This window comes from Ralstonia sp. R-29 (genome assembly GCF_049913345.1).
Lineage (GTDB): Bacteria > Pseudomonadota > Gammaproteobacteria > Burkholderiales > Burkholderiaceae > Ralstonia.
Map to the genome: position 1 here is coordinate 742054 of NZ_CP184378.1, position 16448 is coordinate 758501.

18 protein-coding genes and 1 pseudogene are annotated in these 16448 nt (G+C 61.1%); 14 read left to right on the forward strand and 5 right to left on the reverse strand.

The features are described from left to right. From ACN9M1_RS20515 to ACN9M1_RS20535, 5 genes and pseudogenes are all read right to left on the reverse strand, one after another. Window positions 1-573, reverse strand: a pseudogene (locus ACN9M1_RS20515) (PDC sensor domain-containing protein); the annotation flags it as partial. Window positions 574-1118: 545 nt separating this feature from the next. Then, window positions 1119-1688: a TetR/AcrR family transcriptional regulator gene (locus tag ACN9M1_RS20520; protein WP_426400393.1), complete on the reverse strand. Its 570-nt coding sequence runs from the start codon at window positions 1686-1688 to the stop codon at window positions 1119-1121. Window positions 1689-1861: 173 nt separating this feature from the next. Beyond that, complete coding sequence (locus ACN9M1_RS20525) at window positions 1862-2464, reverse strand: TetR/AcrR family transcriptional regulator (protein ID WP_426400394.1); 603 nt, start codon at window positions 2462-2464, stop codon at window positions 1862-1864. A 516-nt stretch (window positions 2465-2980) separates the two neighbouring features. Then, the gene (locus ACN9M1_RS20530) at window positions 2981-3703 is read right to left on the reverse strand and encodes a hypothetical protein (protein ID WP_426400396.1); all 723 of its coding nucleotides are present in this window, start codon (window positions 3701-3703) and stop codon (window positions 2981-2983) included. A 185-nt stretch (window positions 3704-3888) separates the two neighbouring features. Then, entirely contained in the window at window positions 3889-4260 is a 372-nt protein-coding gene (locus tag ACN9M1_RS20535) for a hypothetical protein (RefSeq protein ID WP_426400397.1), read from the reverse strand. A gap of 360 nt (window positions 4261-4620) precedes the next feature. On the opposite strand from ACN9M1_RS20535, the gene ACN9M1_RS20540 reads away from it, so the two are divergent. The 14 genes from ACN9M1_RS20540 (at window position 4621) to ACN9M1_RS20605 (ending at window position 16415) form a co-directional block, all read left to right on the forward strand. Next, window positions 4621-5565 (forward strand): hypothetical protein, encoded by a 945-nt coding sequence (locus ACN9M1_RS20540; RefSeq protein WP_426400398.1) that lies wholly within the window; start codon window positions 4621-4623, stop codon window positions 5563-5565. Between the two features lie 136 nt (window positions 5566-5701). Beyond that, the gene (locus ACN9M1_RS20545) at window positions 5702-6028 is read left to right on the forward strand and encodes a hypothetical protein (RefSeq protein ID WP_426400400.1); all 327 of its coding nucleotides are present in this window, start codon (window positions 5702-5704) and stop codon (window positions 6026-6028) included. Between the two features lie 639 nt (window positions 6029-6667). Next, window positions 6668-7378, forward strand: a complete 711-nt coding sequence (locus ACN9M1_RS20550; protein WP_426400401.1) for a hypothetical protein — start codon at window positions 6668-6670, stop codon at window positions 7376-7378. Window positions 7379-7675: 297 nt separating this feature from the next. Then, a complete protein-coding gene (locus tag ACN9M1_RS20555) occupies window positions 7676-8191 on the forward strand; it encodes a hypothetical protein (protein ID WP_426400402.1) in 516 nt (171 codons plus the stop codon). 107 nt (window positions 8192-8298) lie between these two features. Then, complete coding sequence (locus ACN9M1_RS20560; RefSeq protein ID WP_426400404.1) at window positions 8299-10170, forward strand: hypothetical protein; 1872 nt, start codon at window positions 8299-8301, stop codon at window positions 10168-10170. A gap of 58 nt (window positions 10171-10228) precedes the next feature. Beyond that, on the forward strand, window positions 10229-11065 hold the full coding sequence (locus ACN9M1_RS20565) for a hypothetical protein (protein WP_426400405.1): 837 nt from the start codon (window positions 10229-10231) through the stop codon (window positions 11063-11065). A gap of 23 nt (window positions 11066-11088) precedes the next feature. After that, a complete protein-coding gene (locus ACN9M1_RS20570; protein ID WP_426400407.1) occupies window positions 11089-11862 on the forward strand; it encodes a hypothetical protein in 774 nt (257 codons plus the stop codon). 4 nt (window positions 11863-11866) lie between these two features. Then, a complete protein-coding gene (locus ACN9M1_RS20575) occupies window positions 11867-12511 on the forward strand; it encodes a hypothetical protein (protein WP_426400408.1) in 645 nt (214 codons plus the stop codon). Between the two features lie 77 nt (window positions 12512-12588). Next, window positions 12589-13440, forward strand: a complete 852-nt coding sequence (locus ACN9M1_RS20580; protein ID WP_426400409.1) for a lysozyme inhibitor LprI family protein — start codon at window positions 12589-12591, stop codon at window positions 13438-13440. Window positions 13441-13509: 69 nt separating this feature from the next. Next, the gene (locus tag ACN9M1_RS20585; RefSeq protein ID WP_426400410.1) at window positions 13510-14115 is read left to right on the forward strand and encodes a hypothetical protein; all 606 of its coding nucleotides are present in this window, start codon (window positions 13510-13512) and stop codon (window positions 14113-14115) included. A gap of 348 nt (window positions 14116-14463) precedes the next feature. Further along, window positions 14464-14847, forward strand: a complete 384-nt coding sequence (locus tag ACN9M1_RS20590) for a hypothetical protein (RefSeq protein ID WP_426400412.1) — start codon at window positions 14464-14466, stop codon at window positions 14845-14847. Between the two features lie 323 nt (window positions 14848-15170). Continuing rightward, a complete protein-coding gene (locus tag ACN9M1_RS20595) occupies window positions 15171-15614 on the forward strand; it encodes an Hsp20/alpha crystallin family protein (protein WP_426400413.1) in 444 nt (147 codons plus the stop codon). Between the two features lie 33 nt (window positions 15615-15647). Continuing rightward, the gene (locus ACN9M1_RS20600) at window positions 15648-16067 is read left to right on the forward strand and encodes an Hsp20/alpha crystallin family protein (protein ID WP_426400414.1); all 420 of its coding nucleotides are present in this window, start codon (window positions 15648-15650) and stop codon (window positions 16065-16067) included. Window positions 16068-16160: 93 nt separating this feature from the next. Further along, a complete protein-coding gene (locus ACN9M1_RS20605) occupies window positions 16161-16415 on the forward strand; it encodes a hypothetical protein (protein ID WP_426400415.1) in 255 nt (84 codons plus the stop codon). Window positions 16416-16448 lie beyond the last annotated feature (33 nt).

Below are 16448 nucleotides of genomic sequence, written 5' to 3' on the forward strand. Positions count from 1 at the left end.
GAATGATCCATCAGGGCGCGAGAGCCGACGAGTCAGCGGAATACTCAGCGCCCCGCCACGCAATCGAGAGGCAAAGGGATCGCCAACATAGAGCCCAGCATTCGGATTGTCACGATGCACCTTGAAGTACTGCCGGTCCGAGAAGTTGCCGTGCCTTGGCGAATCGTAGGCGGCATCGATGACGATATTGCCTTGTGCGTCCAATACCAGCATCGACCCCAGATACGTCGCCGTCGCAGCGTGATCGAACAGGGCGAAGCCGCGCAACCGGGGCGACGCGGCCGCCACTTCAGGATCATTCACACGGTCGACGACGGCTTGAAGCGACAGGGAATAGAGTTCGAAATTACGTTCGATATCGCGCTCGGCAAGCAAGGCCAGGCTGCGCGAGGTAGCAGACGCGTGCGCCATCGCGTCCAGCCGGCTCTGGTACAGCACGGTCGCGCAAATCGATACCATCAACAGCGCCACCGCCGCACCCGCAATGACAATCGCACGGGGCGCCGTCAATCTCCGGTAATCCCACTGGCCCAAAAACCATCGCAGCGGGTTGATCTTGTTGCCGTCGGTCACTGTTGCACCCGATTCGTCCGGTCCGATAAGAAGTCCCTAGCAAGCTAGAGCCCTGCGGCAGCAACATTGCACTCGCGGCAACGGTCAACAGCTCAGGTCAGGGCTCGGCATGCACATGTCAGCATTTTCCACATCCTGCTGCCAAGTTGCACACTGTTCTTCAGTCCCGAGCCTGCAGACATTCACCCTAGCCGGCGTCTGAAACCAAGGGGCAGTCCGCTGAGATTCAAGCCGCGCAAGTGTGCGGATTGAGACCACGCCAGAACTCAGCATTTCAGTGAGAGCGATCCGAACTATCAGGATTCGGCCCAGATTGCGCACGCCTGCGCTGCATGGGCCAAGCACATGGCAATCATCGAAGGGCAATCGGAACGTACCGGAGGCTTCATCGCCGGTGCGTCATTCAGCTTGGACGACATTTCGATCGGCCTCTCGGCCAACCACTGTCCTGCCCCTCCCCCTTCACACTTGTCCCAGATGGGCTAGGCGTCTGCTCCTTGCCCGCCGATAGCTGGTTCAACCGCGATCGAAGCGCAAGTCTGCATTCAGGCGTGCCGCATGGCATCTTCGAGCAGCGCCTGAGCCGATTCCCAAGCGTGATTCGCAACATCAGGATCCCCATACGCACGCGCAGCTGCAATCGCCCCATCCAGGAACAATGCGTAGGTTTCGGCCAGTTGCTCTGCCCGGCGATGCGGAAGCAGTGTCCGCAAAATATCGGCCATGCGGCCCTGCAATGTCCGCTTGTAGCCAATGGCTACGTCCGAAATCCCGGTGGCATCTGTACCGAATTCCGAAAGCGCCCGCTCGAACAGGCACCCAGCAAATTCGGGCGTACGAAACCATGCGCCGTACCAGTCGAAGATGCCTTTGATCTTCCCCGCTGGATCGGGAATCGGTTTTAACGTTTGCTCGATGCTGACCAGAATGTCGGTGTACCGCTTCTTGAGGACGGCACGCACGAGGTCGTCCTTGTGTGGGAAGTGGCCATATAACGCCGGCAGCGAAACACCAGACGCATCGATCACCTGGTCGACGCTGACAACGTGAAAACCTCGCTTCGAAAAGAGCTCGGTCGCCTTGATCAAAATCTGGTTGCGCGTTTCCTGGTCCATGCCTATTCCCTAGCCTGCTGTATCCGAATTGCCTTACGACGCGCCAAGCGATGGATGGCAACGGCACGGCCCACCAGTATCACGAAAACAATCCGGCAAAGCTCAAGAATGCTGATGTGGTCTGGCAAACATGCCGCTGTAGGCAAGATCGACAAAGATCCTGCGCAGAGCACTCAACCCTGACGGCTACGCACGCTGCGAGCGCTGTCTGCTGCGGCTTTCGCCTGATCCAGCAGCACCTTGGCCGCCTGCCACGCTTGAGCGGCCGCGCGTGGATCGCCAATGGCGCGCGCGTCTGCCGTTGCGCCACTCAGCAACATCACGTACACGCCGGCGAGCTGACGAGCTCGGCTAGGCGGAATGATCTCGGACAGCAGTTGCTCCATGATGGCCAACAGGTCATCGCGGTAGCGCACCGCCACGTCGGTCGCCTTGGGACAGGTCGCGCCAAACTCAGCCAGCGCGCGTTCGAATAGACAGCCCGCAAACTCGGGGGTACGAAACCAGGCTCCATACCAGTCGAAAATCCCCTTCAAGCGCGCTTCGGCATTTGGCATAGGTTCGAGCTTGGCTGCCAGGCTTTCCATGATGAAGGTGTAGCGCTGTTCCAGCACTTCCTTGATCAGATCTTCCTTGCCCGCGAAGTGGTGATAGAGCGTCATGCGGGCAACGTCCGCCTCGGCGATGATCCAATCGATGCCGACCGGATGAAAGCCGTGGCGGGAAAACAGCTCACTGGCCTTATCCACCACTTGCTGGCGTTTGCTCGCGCGCATGCATCCGTCTCCTGACTATGGGGCGGCATCTTAGCACTGCACCCGCCGACGCAATTCCGCCGCCAAGTCGTGTTAAGCCGCTTCAGTACGTCTTGCTCCAGACCAGAATGGTGTCGCTCCTGAAATTACTGTAGACGTTCCCCGGCACTTGCGGCTCGCGCGTGGCGACATGCGTGCGCATTAACACGCTGACCGTACGCTCGTTCACTTCGATATAGATGTTTGGTCGAACATCTTGCCCCCCAGCCATCGGGGGGTGTCCTCGCGAGCCACACGGTGCGGCACGTGCTCGTCTCTGAATATCTCAGCGAGATCGACCACGGACTCATGCTCGATATCGTCAATCGAGGTCCAGCGCACGCGGGCGGGCGGCGGAAAAGTGGGCGGCCCTGCTCGGTTGATCGGTGGTAGAAGACCCGCCGGAAGGCATGAAGGTATGGGCAGATCGAGAACAACTGCGCTGTGCGTTTGGCAAGCTGGGATAGGGGTTTCATGATCCCCCAATGCCAGGGCGTTTCAGCAAGGCACCCGGCCACCGCCCATCATGCACCAACGCTGCGTCTCTTGTGGTGGTGGCGCATACGGCAATCCAGTCCTCGGATTAATCCCGTCGTATTGATGCGTGGGGTGCCTAGCCCTCCAATCCGCCATCTCCGCATACTGCTGCTCAACCGCAGCGTGCTGTTGAGCAAGATCCGCCTTTTGGGCGTCATCCAGTTTCTTTGTCATGGTGACCAGCCGCGCAAACTTTGGATCGCGCACATCCTGCAAGGGAGGCAGAGGTGCCGCTGGCGGCATGATAAGAAATGGGCCGTTGTACTTCGGTATCGGCAACTTCGATGGCCTCCCCCAGCTTGCTGCCAGATTGATCTCCCACATGGCAGCGTTCATGCCGAGCACAGATTCGTAGTCTCGATTCACGACTGCCAGCGTGGCAGGCCCCGACAGTGGAGGCAACGGCCGCAGAGCAGGCGGCAGCGCCTGCCGAGCCTCGGGATAGACGACGCGAACCCAACTCCCCGCAGCGGCTGAGTACTGCTGAAGAACGGCTTCATACGCTTCCAGTATTTGCGTACGGCTGTAGCTGCCTGGATTCTCGAACATCGGCTTATAGGCCAACACGCTTTGGGCATACCGCGCATTCGCATTCCGCTGCTCCACGACAAACTGCAGTTGCGGATCGACCGGCGCGGGTGTCGATATGGCAGCGCATCCGGAAAGCACACTGACGATGAACACAAGGCCTGCGGTTGCTCGAGCGGCCCGCCCCATATGACGTGAGATGACTGCCACCGCTCCATGCTTTCTCTGTGTGGCACAGCGAGTAGAAGGCTTAACCATCTTGAATAGAGTCCCAGTCATAACTGTGGATACAAAGCGCCGCACTTTGAAACACGCGAAGCCCCATTGCATTGAGATGAACATCAATCCAACACGCACCGCATGAGGATGCCTCGATCGACGAGCAACGCCAGCAACCCCGTATATGTCGGGCATGGCTCGGCAGCGTTGCGTGCCAGCACATCGTCGATTTCAGCGTTGTCACGACGCACGCACGCATACTGCCGCGCCGTAGAGGCGTGCAGCCGCGCAAAGGCGCCGCACACATGCACAAACGCAACAACTTCCTCAAACATTCTCATGTTGATCTCGATGGCGACCATCATCTCGGAGCCGTACCCGCACTCCGCATCGACCTTTGCGGTATAGGCCCGCATGTCATAGGCGGGTAGCCAGTGTGGGCCCAGCCCGTCGAGACACCGGGCGATTTCGTTGATGCTGGCTGCCAGAGTCATGTGAAATGTCGGTCTAAACGGCGCTCAACGGCCTCGCCCACCTGCCGCAACGCGCTAACTTGGGTGAGGCGACGCTGGGTGAAATCAATGTATACCAGTCAGTCTATTTTGACTAGACTCCTGAGCGCACGCTTGGATCACGACCTTGGTTACCAAACGATCATCATCGGAAACTAGATAGATCGGTATAGTTTCATTTCATGAATCCACCGCCGCGCAGCATCGGCACATGCCAGTCGCCAGCCGGCGAAGGCGGTTCCACGATTCATTGAAGGCAGCTCGCATGGCTTGATTGCCATTTGCCCGCGCACGGCAGGGTCGTGCATGCAGGTTCCGTTTGCATTTTTTCAAGGTGAATTCATGAAAACCGCTGCGCTGATCGCAATGACTTGTGTTGCACTCACTGCCTGTGGCGGCGGTGACCAGGCCTCTACGTCAGCGAGCGGCCCAAACACGGGAACGGGCACTGGCTCGGGCTCCAACAGCGGCGGCACGCTCACGCTGCGCTATGAAGCCCTGTCGCCCGCAGCAGATGCAGCGAGCTTCCTGGCGCTACTAAACAGCGAAGGCGCAAAAGGCTTCCGCTACTTGAGCGATCGATTCAACGCGTCGGGCAGCACGACGCCTTCGGTCTTCGTCAACGACGGTACCGCGCAGACATACACATACGAATTGGTTAGCGCACAGAGCGGCGAGTCCGCCTTTCTCGCGCAGGCCAATGCTGAGGGCGCACGCGGTTATCGCTTTGAAGGTCCGCTGACGTATGGAAACCTGTATCGCAGGGATGGTGGGTCATCTGCAACCTATACCTACGCGGCCGTGGCGTGGCCGACCAGCCAGGCCGCGTTCCTTACGCAGGCCAACGGGCAAGGACAGTCGGGCTACTGGCTGGTCGGCCCGATCATGCTCAACTCGACGAGCACAAGCCTGTACATGAAGAACAATGCCTCGAACGCGACCTATGCCTACCATGCGCTGACGCTGCCGACAACATCGAGCGATTTCATTGCGCAGACGAACAGCGAAGGTGCAAATGGCTATCGCGCGAAGGGGGCGCTGGCGTTCGGCACCGACTCCGCGTGGGTCTACGTCAAGGATCAGACTCAATCGCCCTCCTTCACGTACCAGGCGGCGACCATGCAAACGGCAAGCGCAGCGTACATCCAGCAACTGAACGACCTTGGCGCGCAAAGCAACGCATACCTTGGGGACCTCATGCTCGGCACGTCCGCGTCCTACTACTTCAAGGCCAGCAACTGCAGCGGATTCCTCTGCACGACGCTGAATCCGCTGACGCAGAACTAAAGGCCATCCCGTGTCACATCGGATACCCGACGCAGCCTGCGACTGAGTTGGCAGGATAAATGCCCGCTGTGGGTCCACTAAGAATCTCGGGCCCCTGTCCGGGCAGGCACCCCCTCCCTCTTTTCAAGGAGAAACCATGAAGAAAGCCCTGCATTGCACCGCACGAACCGCGCTGGGAATCGCCGTTGCAAGCTTCGTGTTGTCCGCTTGTGGCACGACGCAGATGAACATGGTCGACGTCCAGACCTCGACCGCAAAGACGCTCGGTCTCGCGTCGTCGGACGAGATCACGATCGCGAACGTGCAGTATGGGAAGAAGGACGGGCTGGGCGGTCAGAAAGTGAGTTACGACGCGACGACCGGCAAAGGGCGCCGTTTCAGCTGTACGGTGTTCATGATTCCGGGGCTCACGCCGATCGATCAGCCGACATACAACAACTGGGAATGCCATCCTCGACGCTGATGGCCACGAGATCGACGGCGCCCGTTGCTAGGCGCCCGTCGAACGCTTGGGTGGACGAGCAGCGCCCGACGTCTGGACATGATCGAACTGCTCGATTTCGTGCGGGTATTGGAAACTAACCCTCATCCCTTCATCAACATCCCTCTAGATGCACAGATGACGGCGTTGCCACGCTGCCGGAGCAATCGCGAAGAGCATCCCCCCGTATTAGCGAGGTCTCGTTGACCTCACGCCCCAGCAATCGGCTGACGAAGATGTCGCTGATATGTCTGCCACATATCGAACACACAGAGCGCTCAGCCAACGTATACCAGTCCGTCTACTTTGACTAGAATTCCGCAGAATCAGGGCATACGTGCAAAGAGATGGCAGCCGATTTGTTTCCGTTTCTTAATGTCTCTGAAGTGAACCCGAGCCTCACCCGCATGGCTCGGGCGTCTATGACTTGCTGAAACAGTTCGCGCTCTCGCAATCCCTGCTATGCCGCTTCGCTCTTCCCTATTCGCCTTCGCAACCACTACCGCATCGGACGCCCTCCACGGTGCGGCGCTAGGGCTCAGCCTCGCACTCGCAATACCGGCCGTTGCGCAAACGAATGCGCCTGCGCCACGCGTGGTGTCCGAGTTGAAGGACATCCGCATGAAGGCGCTCACCAACCTGCCCAGGGCAGGCGGCAGTGCAAGCGACCGCGATAGCTGCCCGCAGCTGGTCACCCAGCCGAAGTCGCCGGCCGCGAAACAGATCGCCGCGCAAGGCTGGGCTGTCATGTCGGACGTGCCACTGGGTTCCTACCGCGCTGTCAGCTTTGCAGGCCAGATGGAGGCCGCGACCAGCGGCGCTTGCAACGTCACGCAAGGCAACCTGGCCGTGTTTGACAACAACAGGCTCGTTGCACTGGCCTACGGTAAATCGGCAGAAGACACCGCGATTGGCAGATTGAGCCCGCTCGAAGGGGGCGCCGTGCGCGTATGGGACGGTGACATCTCCCCATTGCCTGTGGGTGACCTGCACGTCGACGACGACGGCACCCTGCGCCTGTCAAAGGTGGCCGACGAAGACAGCGTCTGTCAGGGCCGCGCCAAGGTGCCGAACGTCTACAACATGCCGATCGACAAGGCACGCAAGGCGCTGGCCGCCAAGGGTTGGAAGCCCGTACAGGGCGGCGCCAGCCGTGAGCCGCGTCAGGCTGCACTGGTCAAACGAGGCATCGTCGAGGCCGAGTCCTGCGCAGGCACGGGGTTCGCCTATTGCGATTTCAGTTACGTTGGTCCCGCTGGCAAGCTGGCCTTGACCACCGTCGGTGAAGACGCGCTGCCACATGTCGCGGAGTACAGCGTCAAGTGCCGCTGATGCTCCATCGTTGGCGCCCCACACTCCAAGCCCTAAGCGTGCTTTATGCAACGTCTAGCCATGCGAACCTTGCCCCATGTTCCGTGCGTGCTGTCTGCCTGCGCCCTGCTGGTCTGCCTAAGTGCGTGCGAGCGTAGCGCGCCACCCGCTAGCCAAAGCGCTGGACCTGTCTCCGCTGCGTCCGCCTCTGTAGCAGGAACGCCGGCGAAAACTGCGGCATCCCCCCTGCAAGCGCTGCTGGGTGTATTCGGAGGCCAGACCGCCGCCGGTTGGCCCACGTTCGACAACATAGCCGGCGTGCACTGGGATGACGCGAAGCCGCTCAACAACCCAGACGCCAACTCCCCCGACACCACGCACTACCGCGGCGGCAGCATGCTGCTCACGGGCTTTGGCGAGGTGGACGTGCCTGACGGCAAGGCTGGTGCAGAAGCCGGCATCAAGAAGGACAACGAAGGCCATGTCGGCGTCGTGCTCAACGGCGACGCCACCACCGTCGTGTCGATCGTGCTGCAGAAGTTCTATCCGAGTGATGACACGCAAAGCATCCTGCAGCGGCAGTTCGGCGGCGATGCCACGGTCAAGCCGATCGCCGACACCTGCATGCTCGACTACGGCACGACTGCCCCGAACATGCAAAAGAACGCGTTCTATCAAATCAGCATTGGCAACGCTGCCGTGCCGGTATTTGCGGAAACGTATGTCGATGAAGACGGCGGCAACCAGGGGCCAGGCATGACGAACTTTGTGTTCTATCGCGCCAAGCCGAACCAGCGGATCACGAGCATGCAGTGCAAGAGCGCGAACGCCTGAGCAGAAGAACGCGTGCGGCCCGCTGGCTTGCGACTGCCCCACTGGAACTGCCGATCGAATAGATGGACATCAACATGAAGCAAGCACCAAATGGGAGAAGCTGCATCATGATTTCCGCACGCCTGCGCCTGGCCTTCATTGGGCTGATGCTGAGTCTCGGCTGGCACCACGCCGCGGCTGCGGCTGGCTGCGAGGCCAATTTCAAGAGTGAACCCGACACCGGCTCCGGCGCACGCTTCTCAACCTTCTCTGCGGTGCCGGGCCTGGACGCACGCAACGCCATCGCCCAACTCAAGCAAATTGCTGCGGGTGACGGCTTCCTGATCGGCGACGAAAGCTACACCGGCTCAGCCGGCGAGCTGACAATCCAGCAAAAGCAGAGTGACCGCGCCCGTGGCTTCGCCATTACGCTGACGGCGAATCAAAACACGAAGACCATTTCCGTGGCGACAACGTTGCCCCCGGGGATGAACGCGGCACCAGAGGCCATCCGGGGCGGTATGTGCGGCATGCTCAGCCGCGTCGACATGAGCCGCAACGCAGCAAGCACGAGCGTGGCAGCTACGGCGCCAGCCCCATCGAACGATGCCTTTCTGACGGCACCCACTCTTGCCACCTGCACCTATAACTTCCGGCCCGCGCTGGACGGCGTCACAGGTCGCCACTACACCACCTGGGTACCCATCAAGGCGGTGAAACCGGCTGACGCAGCCTCCCGGCTGACGCAAGCAGCCACAACGGCCAAGTTGAGCGTGCAGTCGAACGAACAACACGGGACGCTGACCAGCGTCACGATTGTCCAGCCGCTCCCAGAGCAAGGGGAAAAGCGCTCCTTCCCGATACGCTTCATGCTGGAGGAAGCGCTGGGTGTTGTCTCCGTTGTCGCGCGGCTGAACCCGAAGCAGGAGATGGACGATCAAACGCTGCGCAAGGAAATCTGTTCGCTCGTCGTGGCCATGGTGGCGGCACCACTGAGCGAATCGAAAGAGCCGCCCGCACTCTCAAACCAGCGCAAGCAGGAAAGCTGGCACACCGGCATCGACTGGCTGATCAACCGCGCCATCGTTGCCGGCAAGGCGCTCGTCGTGGTACCCGCCATCAACCTCGACAAGAAGTACACCGTCGAAGAGGGCGTCACCCAGAAAAAATGGGCGTTCCGTACCGATGTCACGGCGACCACCATCTGGCAAAACAAGAACAACGCCGTTGACGTGATACGCGTGGGGCCAGATGAACCCTTTAACGAAGTGGGCCTGCACGGCTATGTGTCGACCTTTGTGGCAGGCAACGCCCAGTACTTTGTCTACATCGTCAATCCGGGCACGTACACCGTAGCCGGCAACACCTACGAGACAACGTCCGAGGCGATGTCGCAGCTTGGCACCAGTCAGAAGCCAGGCAGTTCCCCGCTGGGGCAGATCGCCTTGCTGCCTAAGAAGAACTCGGACTTCATTCAGTCGCAAGAATGGTTCAACGCCCAGTACCGGGACCGCCAGGTCGAGAACACATACTGCTCATCGATCTATGTCTACGGTGGTGGCTGCGCGTTCTGGGCAACGGAAAAGCGCACGGTCTCGGAAATGACCGAGCCCGCCGGATGGAAGACCGTCACCCGGGAAAAGTCCGTTGATGGGCTGGCGGTCTCGACCAAGCTCAAGCGCGAATTTGCTTCGTTCAGCGTCGCGCCGGGCGAAGCCATCGTGATCGACGGCCTGTACCCGACGCCGCCCAACGCCGACTACAACAAGCAGGCCTGCGAAATTGTAGGCGGCCAGATCCAGTGCGACCTGACACGCTACACGCTCACGCGCATCCCGGCCGATATGGCGCACATACAGGGGCTGGCGTCCGACCCAGGTTTCTACCCACGCGCCACACGCATTCTGTCCAACGCCACGTACCGCCCGCTCAAGCTGCAGGCCAAGGCGGGTGAACTGCGCTCGGTGTACGGGCAGGACTATTCGATCAGCGTGCGCTAAACGCACATTCAGCGCACATCAAGCGCATGCGCCTGCCAACACCCGACTCGGAGTCGCCATGACCGCCAAACTGCGCGTTGCGCACAGCTTGTTCCTGCTGGCTACCTTGTTGCTGGGCGCACAGGCCGCGCATGCCAACAGCGACACGTGCGGCAAACGCGCCGCCGCTATCGTGCGCAAGGCCTACCCCCACGCGAAGCCCAGTGGCGACAACTTCGTCATTGATGACTTGAATATCGTGACGCCTGAAAGCGACATGAATGGCGAGGTCGCCCACGTGATCTGCCGCACCTGGCCCGGCCGGCCCGACACCATGCTGGCGGCAATCCCGTTCACGAAGGACTGGGAAAGCAAGGAACGCGGGGGCCGGCTTGATCTGCTTGTACTCGACAAGCGCACCCTCAACGTGCAGCAACGGTGGCGACTGAACACCAACACGACCAACAGCGGGCTGTCGATCAACGCGATCCGCTTTGACAACACGCGCTATACGCTTGCGCCCGGGCAACCCGCCGTGGGCCTGCTGATGATGCGAGGACGTCAGGTGGACCCCAAATCCTTCTCCGAAGACGTCCTGTGGCTTTATGCCCTCGACGGCGATCAAGTCAAGCCAGTCGTAGACGGCCTGGTCGTGCAGGCCAACACCACCGTGATAGCTGAGCAGTGCTCCACCACATCGGTAGGCGGCCGGCGCACGCTGTCGATGGAACCGACTTCGCACAACGGCTATGCCGACATCGTGGTGACGGAAAAACGGCTCTCCCAGCAGGAGGCAAAGGGCAAGAATGGCATGTGTGAGTTGCGGCCGACCAGGTCAGAGACGGCAACACATCGGCTGGTCTATAGCGGCACGCAGTACGAGCTGCCCAAGGTGCTCCTCCAGCCCTTGGAATAGCCCCGCGCTGCACAACAACAGCCATGAAAAGCCTCGCCCTGCTCGCTCGCGGCAAGCACGAAGCTTCGTCCAACGCCATGGTCACCGCACGAACAAGCGCCATCATCGCCAGGCTCAAATGGGCGTGGGTAGCATGGGGTGTGGTCACTGCGGGGCTGGCCATGTATTGCACCATCGCCTCGGTTGCATCCACGGGCGGGCGGGCCGAGGTTGTACTGGCACCCGGACGCACGGCCCACTTGCCGGTGACGAGTCTATACGGCCATGCCCTGTCCTTTGAGTTGGACTTCGCGCGACACACAGGGGACACACGCGATACTGACCTCGGCAGCTGGACCCGGACGGAAGACGGACCGGGCACGTTGCGCTTCAGCACTCCTGGCGCGCGCGTGGCCGGCACCGTATCGGTCAACAGCGGCACGCCAATTCCGCTGGAAGCCATGCCGGCCAATGGATACGGTACCAACGTCATCTTCCGGGACTTCTCCGAGAGCCTGCCAGTGGCGCCAGGGGAATGGCGCTGGCCGCCGAATTCTGCGAAGGCCCATGCAACGCCCGGCCACAACGACGTGGTCGTCACCATTACCGATGTCGCTCCGGCACTGACCGGCGAGACGGTGGAACTTTGGGCACGCCCGCCGTTGTCGTTCAACGCCACCGCGCCAGACTACGGCTGGCTATGGCCGGCTTACCTGCTAAGACCACTCGGCGTGCCGCTGGTCACCGGCACAGGGTTGTTCCTGTCCTATCTCACGTGGCGCGCGCGCCGTAAAGCGCATCACCACTCACAGGGGTGACACGATGAAACGCGTCGCCTTGATCGCCACCGCGAGCACTCCAGACCGGCACGTCCTTCGACGTACGTTTGCCGTTGCTGCGCTGGCAGGCGGCTGTTGTCTGGCCACGCCGGCGTGCGCCCAATCACGAAGCATCGACATTCACGACAACCCGACCCCGAAGCGGGGATACGAGGTCACGCTGGAAGTCCACCAGCCGCCGGGGCCGTTCGACGGCGCGGCACGTGGCTGGGTGCTCTACCGCGTTGGCAACAGCCGCTGCCTGCCGCTCACACCGTTGGAAGGCGCCACGCTCTTTCCCGAGAAGACCATCGCGTTCAACGTCACGCGCGTGAGTGCCTCTGTGTATCGGGGCACGGTCTTCCTAGACCGCCTGCAAGACCAGGACTACTACGGCCTCGGCATCTGCCACTGGACCATCAACACGCTGGGCATTGAGCTCCTGGGCAATGGCGTCAAGTTCAATACCGCCATGAGCGGCAGCGAGCTGCTTGCCGGAAAGCCGGTCACCACCTACTACGTCGTGGCCGACTATCAAGGCGCGCTCGACCACGCGGATGCCGTCGGATTCACCAACCGTACGCTCTTTCGCACGACGCCGCCTGGCGGCATTTTCGACATGACATTGACAGCGCGGCCATCGCCGTGATGAGGCCGAGCAGTAGCGCTTGGACAGGAATCATCGTCATCACAGCCCAACTCTTTTTCGTCCCACACCCTGACCACATGACCGTCCTGCTCAGATACGCCACCTGCATCGCCCTGCTCACCAGCACCGCCGCTGCGCATGCAATCGACTGCAAAAAGGCCAGCAACCCTGTCGAACGTACGATCTGCGCCGATGAGAAGCTCAAGGCCGCCGACGCTGAGATGGGGAAGGCCTACGCAGCTGTCATGCAGCAGGCCGGCAATGACGCCGATGTGCGCGCGATGCTCGTCCGCGGCCAGAAGCGCTGGATCGAAGCGCGGGATAAGAGGTTCGCAGATCCGCAGGATTTCGCCGGCGCGCCGAACGGCAAGGCCCTACGCGCGAGCCTGCTCAAAGCAATCCGTCAGCGCACCGAGACCCTGAGCGAGCCCGGCAAGGCCAACCGTGGCACGCCGCGCTTGCTGGAAACAGCGCTGCAGCAGCGGAAGTTCCTGGCGCAATTCACGGGTGGGGCATTCGCAGGTTTCGAGACAGGATGCGATTTCCTGCCGGGCGGTCAGGAACTCAACTACGGCTGCTTCAGCGAACGCCGCTATCAGAACCGGGACCGGGTCTGCACCCTGCAAGATGATTGGGCGAGTGGCGGCTACTACCAGACACGCCTGGTGGGCAACGTCGTTCAGGGCCGGCTGGAAACCGTGGCGGCATGCGGCGACGGTTCAGAAGGCGGCAGCCCGTGCCCGGACACCGTGAACGAGGCGCGCAAAGCGATCGCAGGCTGGAATCTTCACCCGGGCCGCGCAGCCCTGGCGCCCAAGGCACTGCCCAAGCTGGATGCCGAAGTCGAGCTTGGCACCGAAGACACCGCCTGGCTGCACGCCTGCCTGACGGACAGCCGCTACCCGCAGAGCGCCGGTGCTGCGCGTTGAAAGGCCGATTGCTGACCCGACTCGATCCAGATCTCGCTAGCCGCGGATGCAAAAACAAGGGGGTGTTCCGTGTGTATTTCGTCCTTCTGGCTTCGAGCGTTGCTGGCACTTGGCATTACGGTGGCTCTTGCGCCCGGATGCGGTGCAGCCACGTCGCTCGATGGCCAGCAGAACATCGAGCCACCGGCGTTGACTCGACAAGTCCCCCTGCACTTCAAGCACCACAACTTCGAAGCGCTCTGCTACGACACCATTGGTTGTACCGTCGTGTACAACGGCCGCTACCAAGTGCGGGATGCCGACGACGCAATCGCCCGCCCGAAGCCCGCCGATGGCGACAAGGCCTGGCGATCGACGGAACTTGCTATCCGCAACTTTCCGGGCCCAGCCAAAGTTCGCTGGAAATCCAAGGATGGCGTGGCGCATGAGGCGAGCATCGACATCGGCCGGATCTTCAAAGACGAACTGATCTGGCACAACGTGCCCAAGGCGCAGATGGCGGACTTCTACAACGGCTCCGTCGCCGGATCGCCCGACATCTATCTCGAAGTCAACGGCCGCACCATCAACGTCTACACGGCGATGTTCATTCCCACGCGCGATGAACAGACTGTCGGCAACAAGGACAGCGATTTCAGGAAGGACATCTTCCTTGTCTGGAGCAAAACGTACTGAAAGGGATTGGCCTATGCGCAGTGCATGTTTTCGGCATAGGCCCGACTCACAATCGACCGCCACGAGGATTCAGCATGATGCAGACACAGAGCAGAAATCGCGTGGATTCAACCGCCCCCACCCGCCGCCGATTCTTCACGCCCACGACGGTCATGGCCGCACTGACCCTATGCCTGCCAGTTGGCAGCGTGCATGCCCAGCCCCCTGCTGAAGCCACGCCGGACCGCGCAAGCCAATCGCGCATCGAATCTCACGCTCCAATGGGCCTCAGCACCACGCAGGCGCTACAGGCCATGCTGGAGCTGATCCGGACCAGCCATCGCGTGGCCGACATTCACGCAAGACACCGTGGACCACATCTTTGGCGTACAGACCAAAGTGACGGCTCAAGACGAGTTTGGCTATGGTCAACGATTGCCAGGCAACTGGGCATTCAGCATCCAAAGGCTGGTGATTCCGGGTATCGGCACACGTGTGGATTTGGGCTTTGATCCGATTCCCGGAACACAGGCTGAACCGTTGACGGCATGCGAGCCCAATTTCGCTCAATTCACCGGGGCAATGGAATCCATGGGATTCAGCCGACGTAGCCTATATCGCGAGCACGGCCGCTGGATTGGCGACAGCTTCGAGCGTCCCGGCATGGTCGTGCAGGTCTATACCCTCAGAGCATTCACCGATACCGGTGAGCCACGTGGCCCCGTATGCGTAAGGATGGTGTTGGTGCAATAGGCCGGCCCAACTGCTTCTCCTCTGCGATACAGCTACCCATCAAGCGCCAGGGGATGATCCCGATCCGACAGGTGACGTCTCTGCCGCATGGACGGCCGCGATCTGTTCGTACCGCGCGTCGGAAACATCGATGAAGCCTCAAAACAAGGTCTCCAAGAGACTCTTGAAATTTCCGTTTGCCTCCCTATTTTAGGTTTCGTCAATGCAGTCGCGGTTCACGCGCTGCGTGTTTCGATTTGTTTGTCAGTGGCTCGCCACGGACGGATGAACTGGAGCGCGTAGTTCGGTTCAGCCTCCGTGCGGGCCCCTTTTAGGAGCCAGCCATGAGCGATCTGTTTTTTGGCACCGATCTGCTGGGCGAATTCGACCGCCTGCACCGGCAGATGGCCAGTCTCTTTGCGGGTACACCAGCAAGCCTGCGCGCCACGCGCATCGGCACGTTTCCTCCCGTCAACATCGGCAGCACCGATGATTCCGTCGAGATCGTCGCATTCGCCCCGGGGCTCGACCCCGCGCAGATCGATGTCTCCATCGATAAGGGGCTGCTGACCATCAGCGGTGAGCGCAAACGCCCCGATTTCGAGGTCACCGACGACACGCGTGTGTACGCTGACGAGCGGTTTGTTGGCGCATTCCGCCGGGTGATTGAGCTGCCACAGGACGTCGACCCCGAGAAAGTCAACGCGCGGTACAGCAACGGCTGCCTGACCATCAGCGTGGGCAAGTCGGAGGCCTCAAAGCCACGTCAAATCACTGTCCAAGGGTGAGCGTCGCCTTACCCATGAACGATGGAGGACATCATGAACGAGACCACCCGACTCGCCACATCCGCCCCAGCCGACAAGACCGCTGTTGCGAAGCAGCCGGCCGAGCAAGGCGCTGCACGTCAGACCCACTTGGCACCCCCGGTCGACATCTTCGAGAACCGCCACGGCATCACGCTCTATGCCGACCTGCCGGGCGTGCCGCGTGAGAAGCTCGATGTTCGGGTGCAGGACGGCACGCTCACTGTGGATGCGGAACTTCTGGTGCCCACACCGGCCGGGCTGCGTCTGCAGCATGGCGAAGTTCGGCACCCACATTTCTCGCGCACGTTCGTGCTGAGCCCCGACTTTGATGCCTCGCGCATCGATGCCCAACTGCGCGACGGCGTGCTCAAGCTGACGATTCCGCGTCGCGACGAAGCCAAGCCCCGCCGTATTGAAGTCCAGGCGGGCTGAACTGCTCACACGCCATTGTTTGGCTTCAGAAGCGGGCGCGCGTGCGCCCGCATTTGGCACCGTGCCGCTAGGGTCTGTTGCTGGGAGACAAAGATGCTGAGTGCACACGAATTCGCCACGCTGATGCTGGTCAGTCAGTCACCAGAGCAGGTGGACATGAATCGCGCTGAATTGGAAACGCTGCTGGAGCGGCAGTTGGTCATGCTCGAGCGCGCCGCAGAAGGCCATCGGCGACGCGCGCAGTTGACCGATACCGGGCGCTTGCTGCTGCAAGCACTGCATCCCGAGGATCGCCATGACCGGCCCGCGACCGAATCGGCCTACCGTGAGGACGGAGCGTTCGGGTAACGCGCGATTGCCATGAGTGGGACAGCCCGCCGC

Bases quoted from the DNA above. Each gene is read 5' to 3' on its own strand.
- ACN9M1_RS20565 (WP_426400405.1), top strand. From the start codon at position 10,229: ATGACCGCCAAACTGCGCGTTGCGCACAGCTTGTTCCTGCTGGCTACC.
- ACN9M1_RS20575 (WP_426400408.1), top strand. From the start codon at position 11,867: ATGAAACGCGTCGCCTTGATCGCCACCGCGAGCACTCCAGACCGGCAC.
- ACN9M1_RS20525 (WP_426400394.1), bottom strand. From the start codon at position 2,464: ATGCGCGCGAGCAAACGCCAGCAAGTGGTGGATAAGGCCAGTGAGCTG.
- ACN9M1_RS20605 (WP_426400415.1), top strand. From the start codon at position 16,161: ATGCTGAGTGCACACGAATTCGCCACGCTGATGCTGGTCAGTCAGTCA.
- ACN9M1_RS20595 (WP_426400413.1), top strand. From the start codon at position 15,171: ATGAGCGATCTGTTTTTTGGCACCGATCTGCTGGGCGAATTCGACCGC.
- ACN9M1_RS20540 (WP_426400398.1), top strand. From the start codon at position 4,621: ATGAAAACCGCTGCGCTGATCGCAATGACTTGTGTTGCACTCACTGCC.
- ACN9M1_RS20570 (WP_426400407.1), top strand. From the start codon at position 11,089: ATGAAAAGCCTCGCCCTGCTCGCTCGCGGCAAGCACGAAGCTTCGTCC.
- ACN9M1_RS20535 (WP_426400397.1), bottom strand. From the start codon at position 4,260: ATGACTCTGGCAGCCAGCATCAACGAAATCGCCCGGTGTCTCGACGGG.
- ACN9M1_RS20600 (WP_426400414.1), top strand. From the start codon at position 15,648: ATGAACGAGACCACCCGACTCGCCACATCCGCCCCAGCCGACAAGACC.
- ACN9M1_RS20520 (WP_426400393.1), bottom strand. From the start codon at position 1,688: ATGGACCAGGAAACGCGCAACCAGATTTTGATCAAGGCGACCGAGCTC.
- ACN9M1_RS20580 (WP_426400409.1), top strand. From the start codon at position 12,589: ATGACCGTCCTGCTCAGATACGCCACCTGCATCGCCCTGCTCACCAGC.
- ACN9M1_RS20545 (WP_426400400.1), top strand. From the start codon at position 5,702: ATGAAGAAAGCCCTGCATTGCACCGCACGAACCGCGCTGGGAATCGCC.
- ACN9M1_RS20550 (WP_426400401.1), top strand. From the start codon at position 6,668: ATGAAGGCGCTCACCAACCTGCCCAGGGCAGGCGGCAGTGCAAGCGAC.
- ACN9M1_RS20560 (WP_426400404.1), top strand. From the start codon at position 8,299: ATGATTTCCGCACGCCTGCGCCTGGCCTTCATTGGGCTGATGCTGAGT.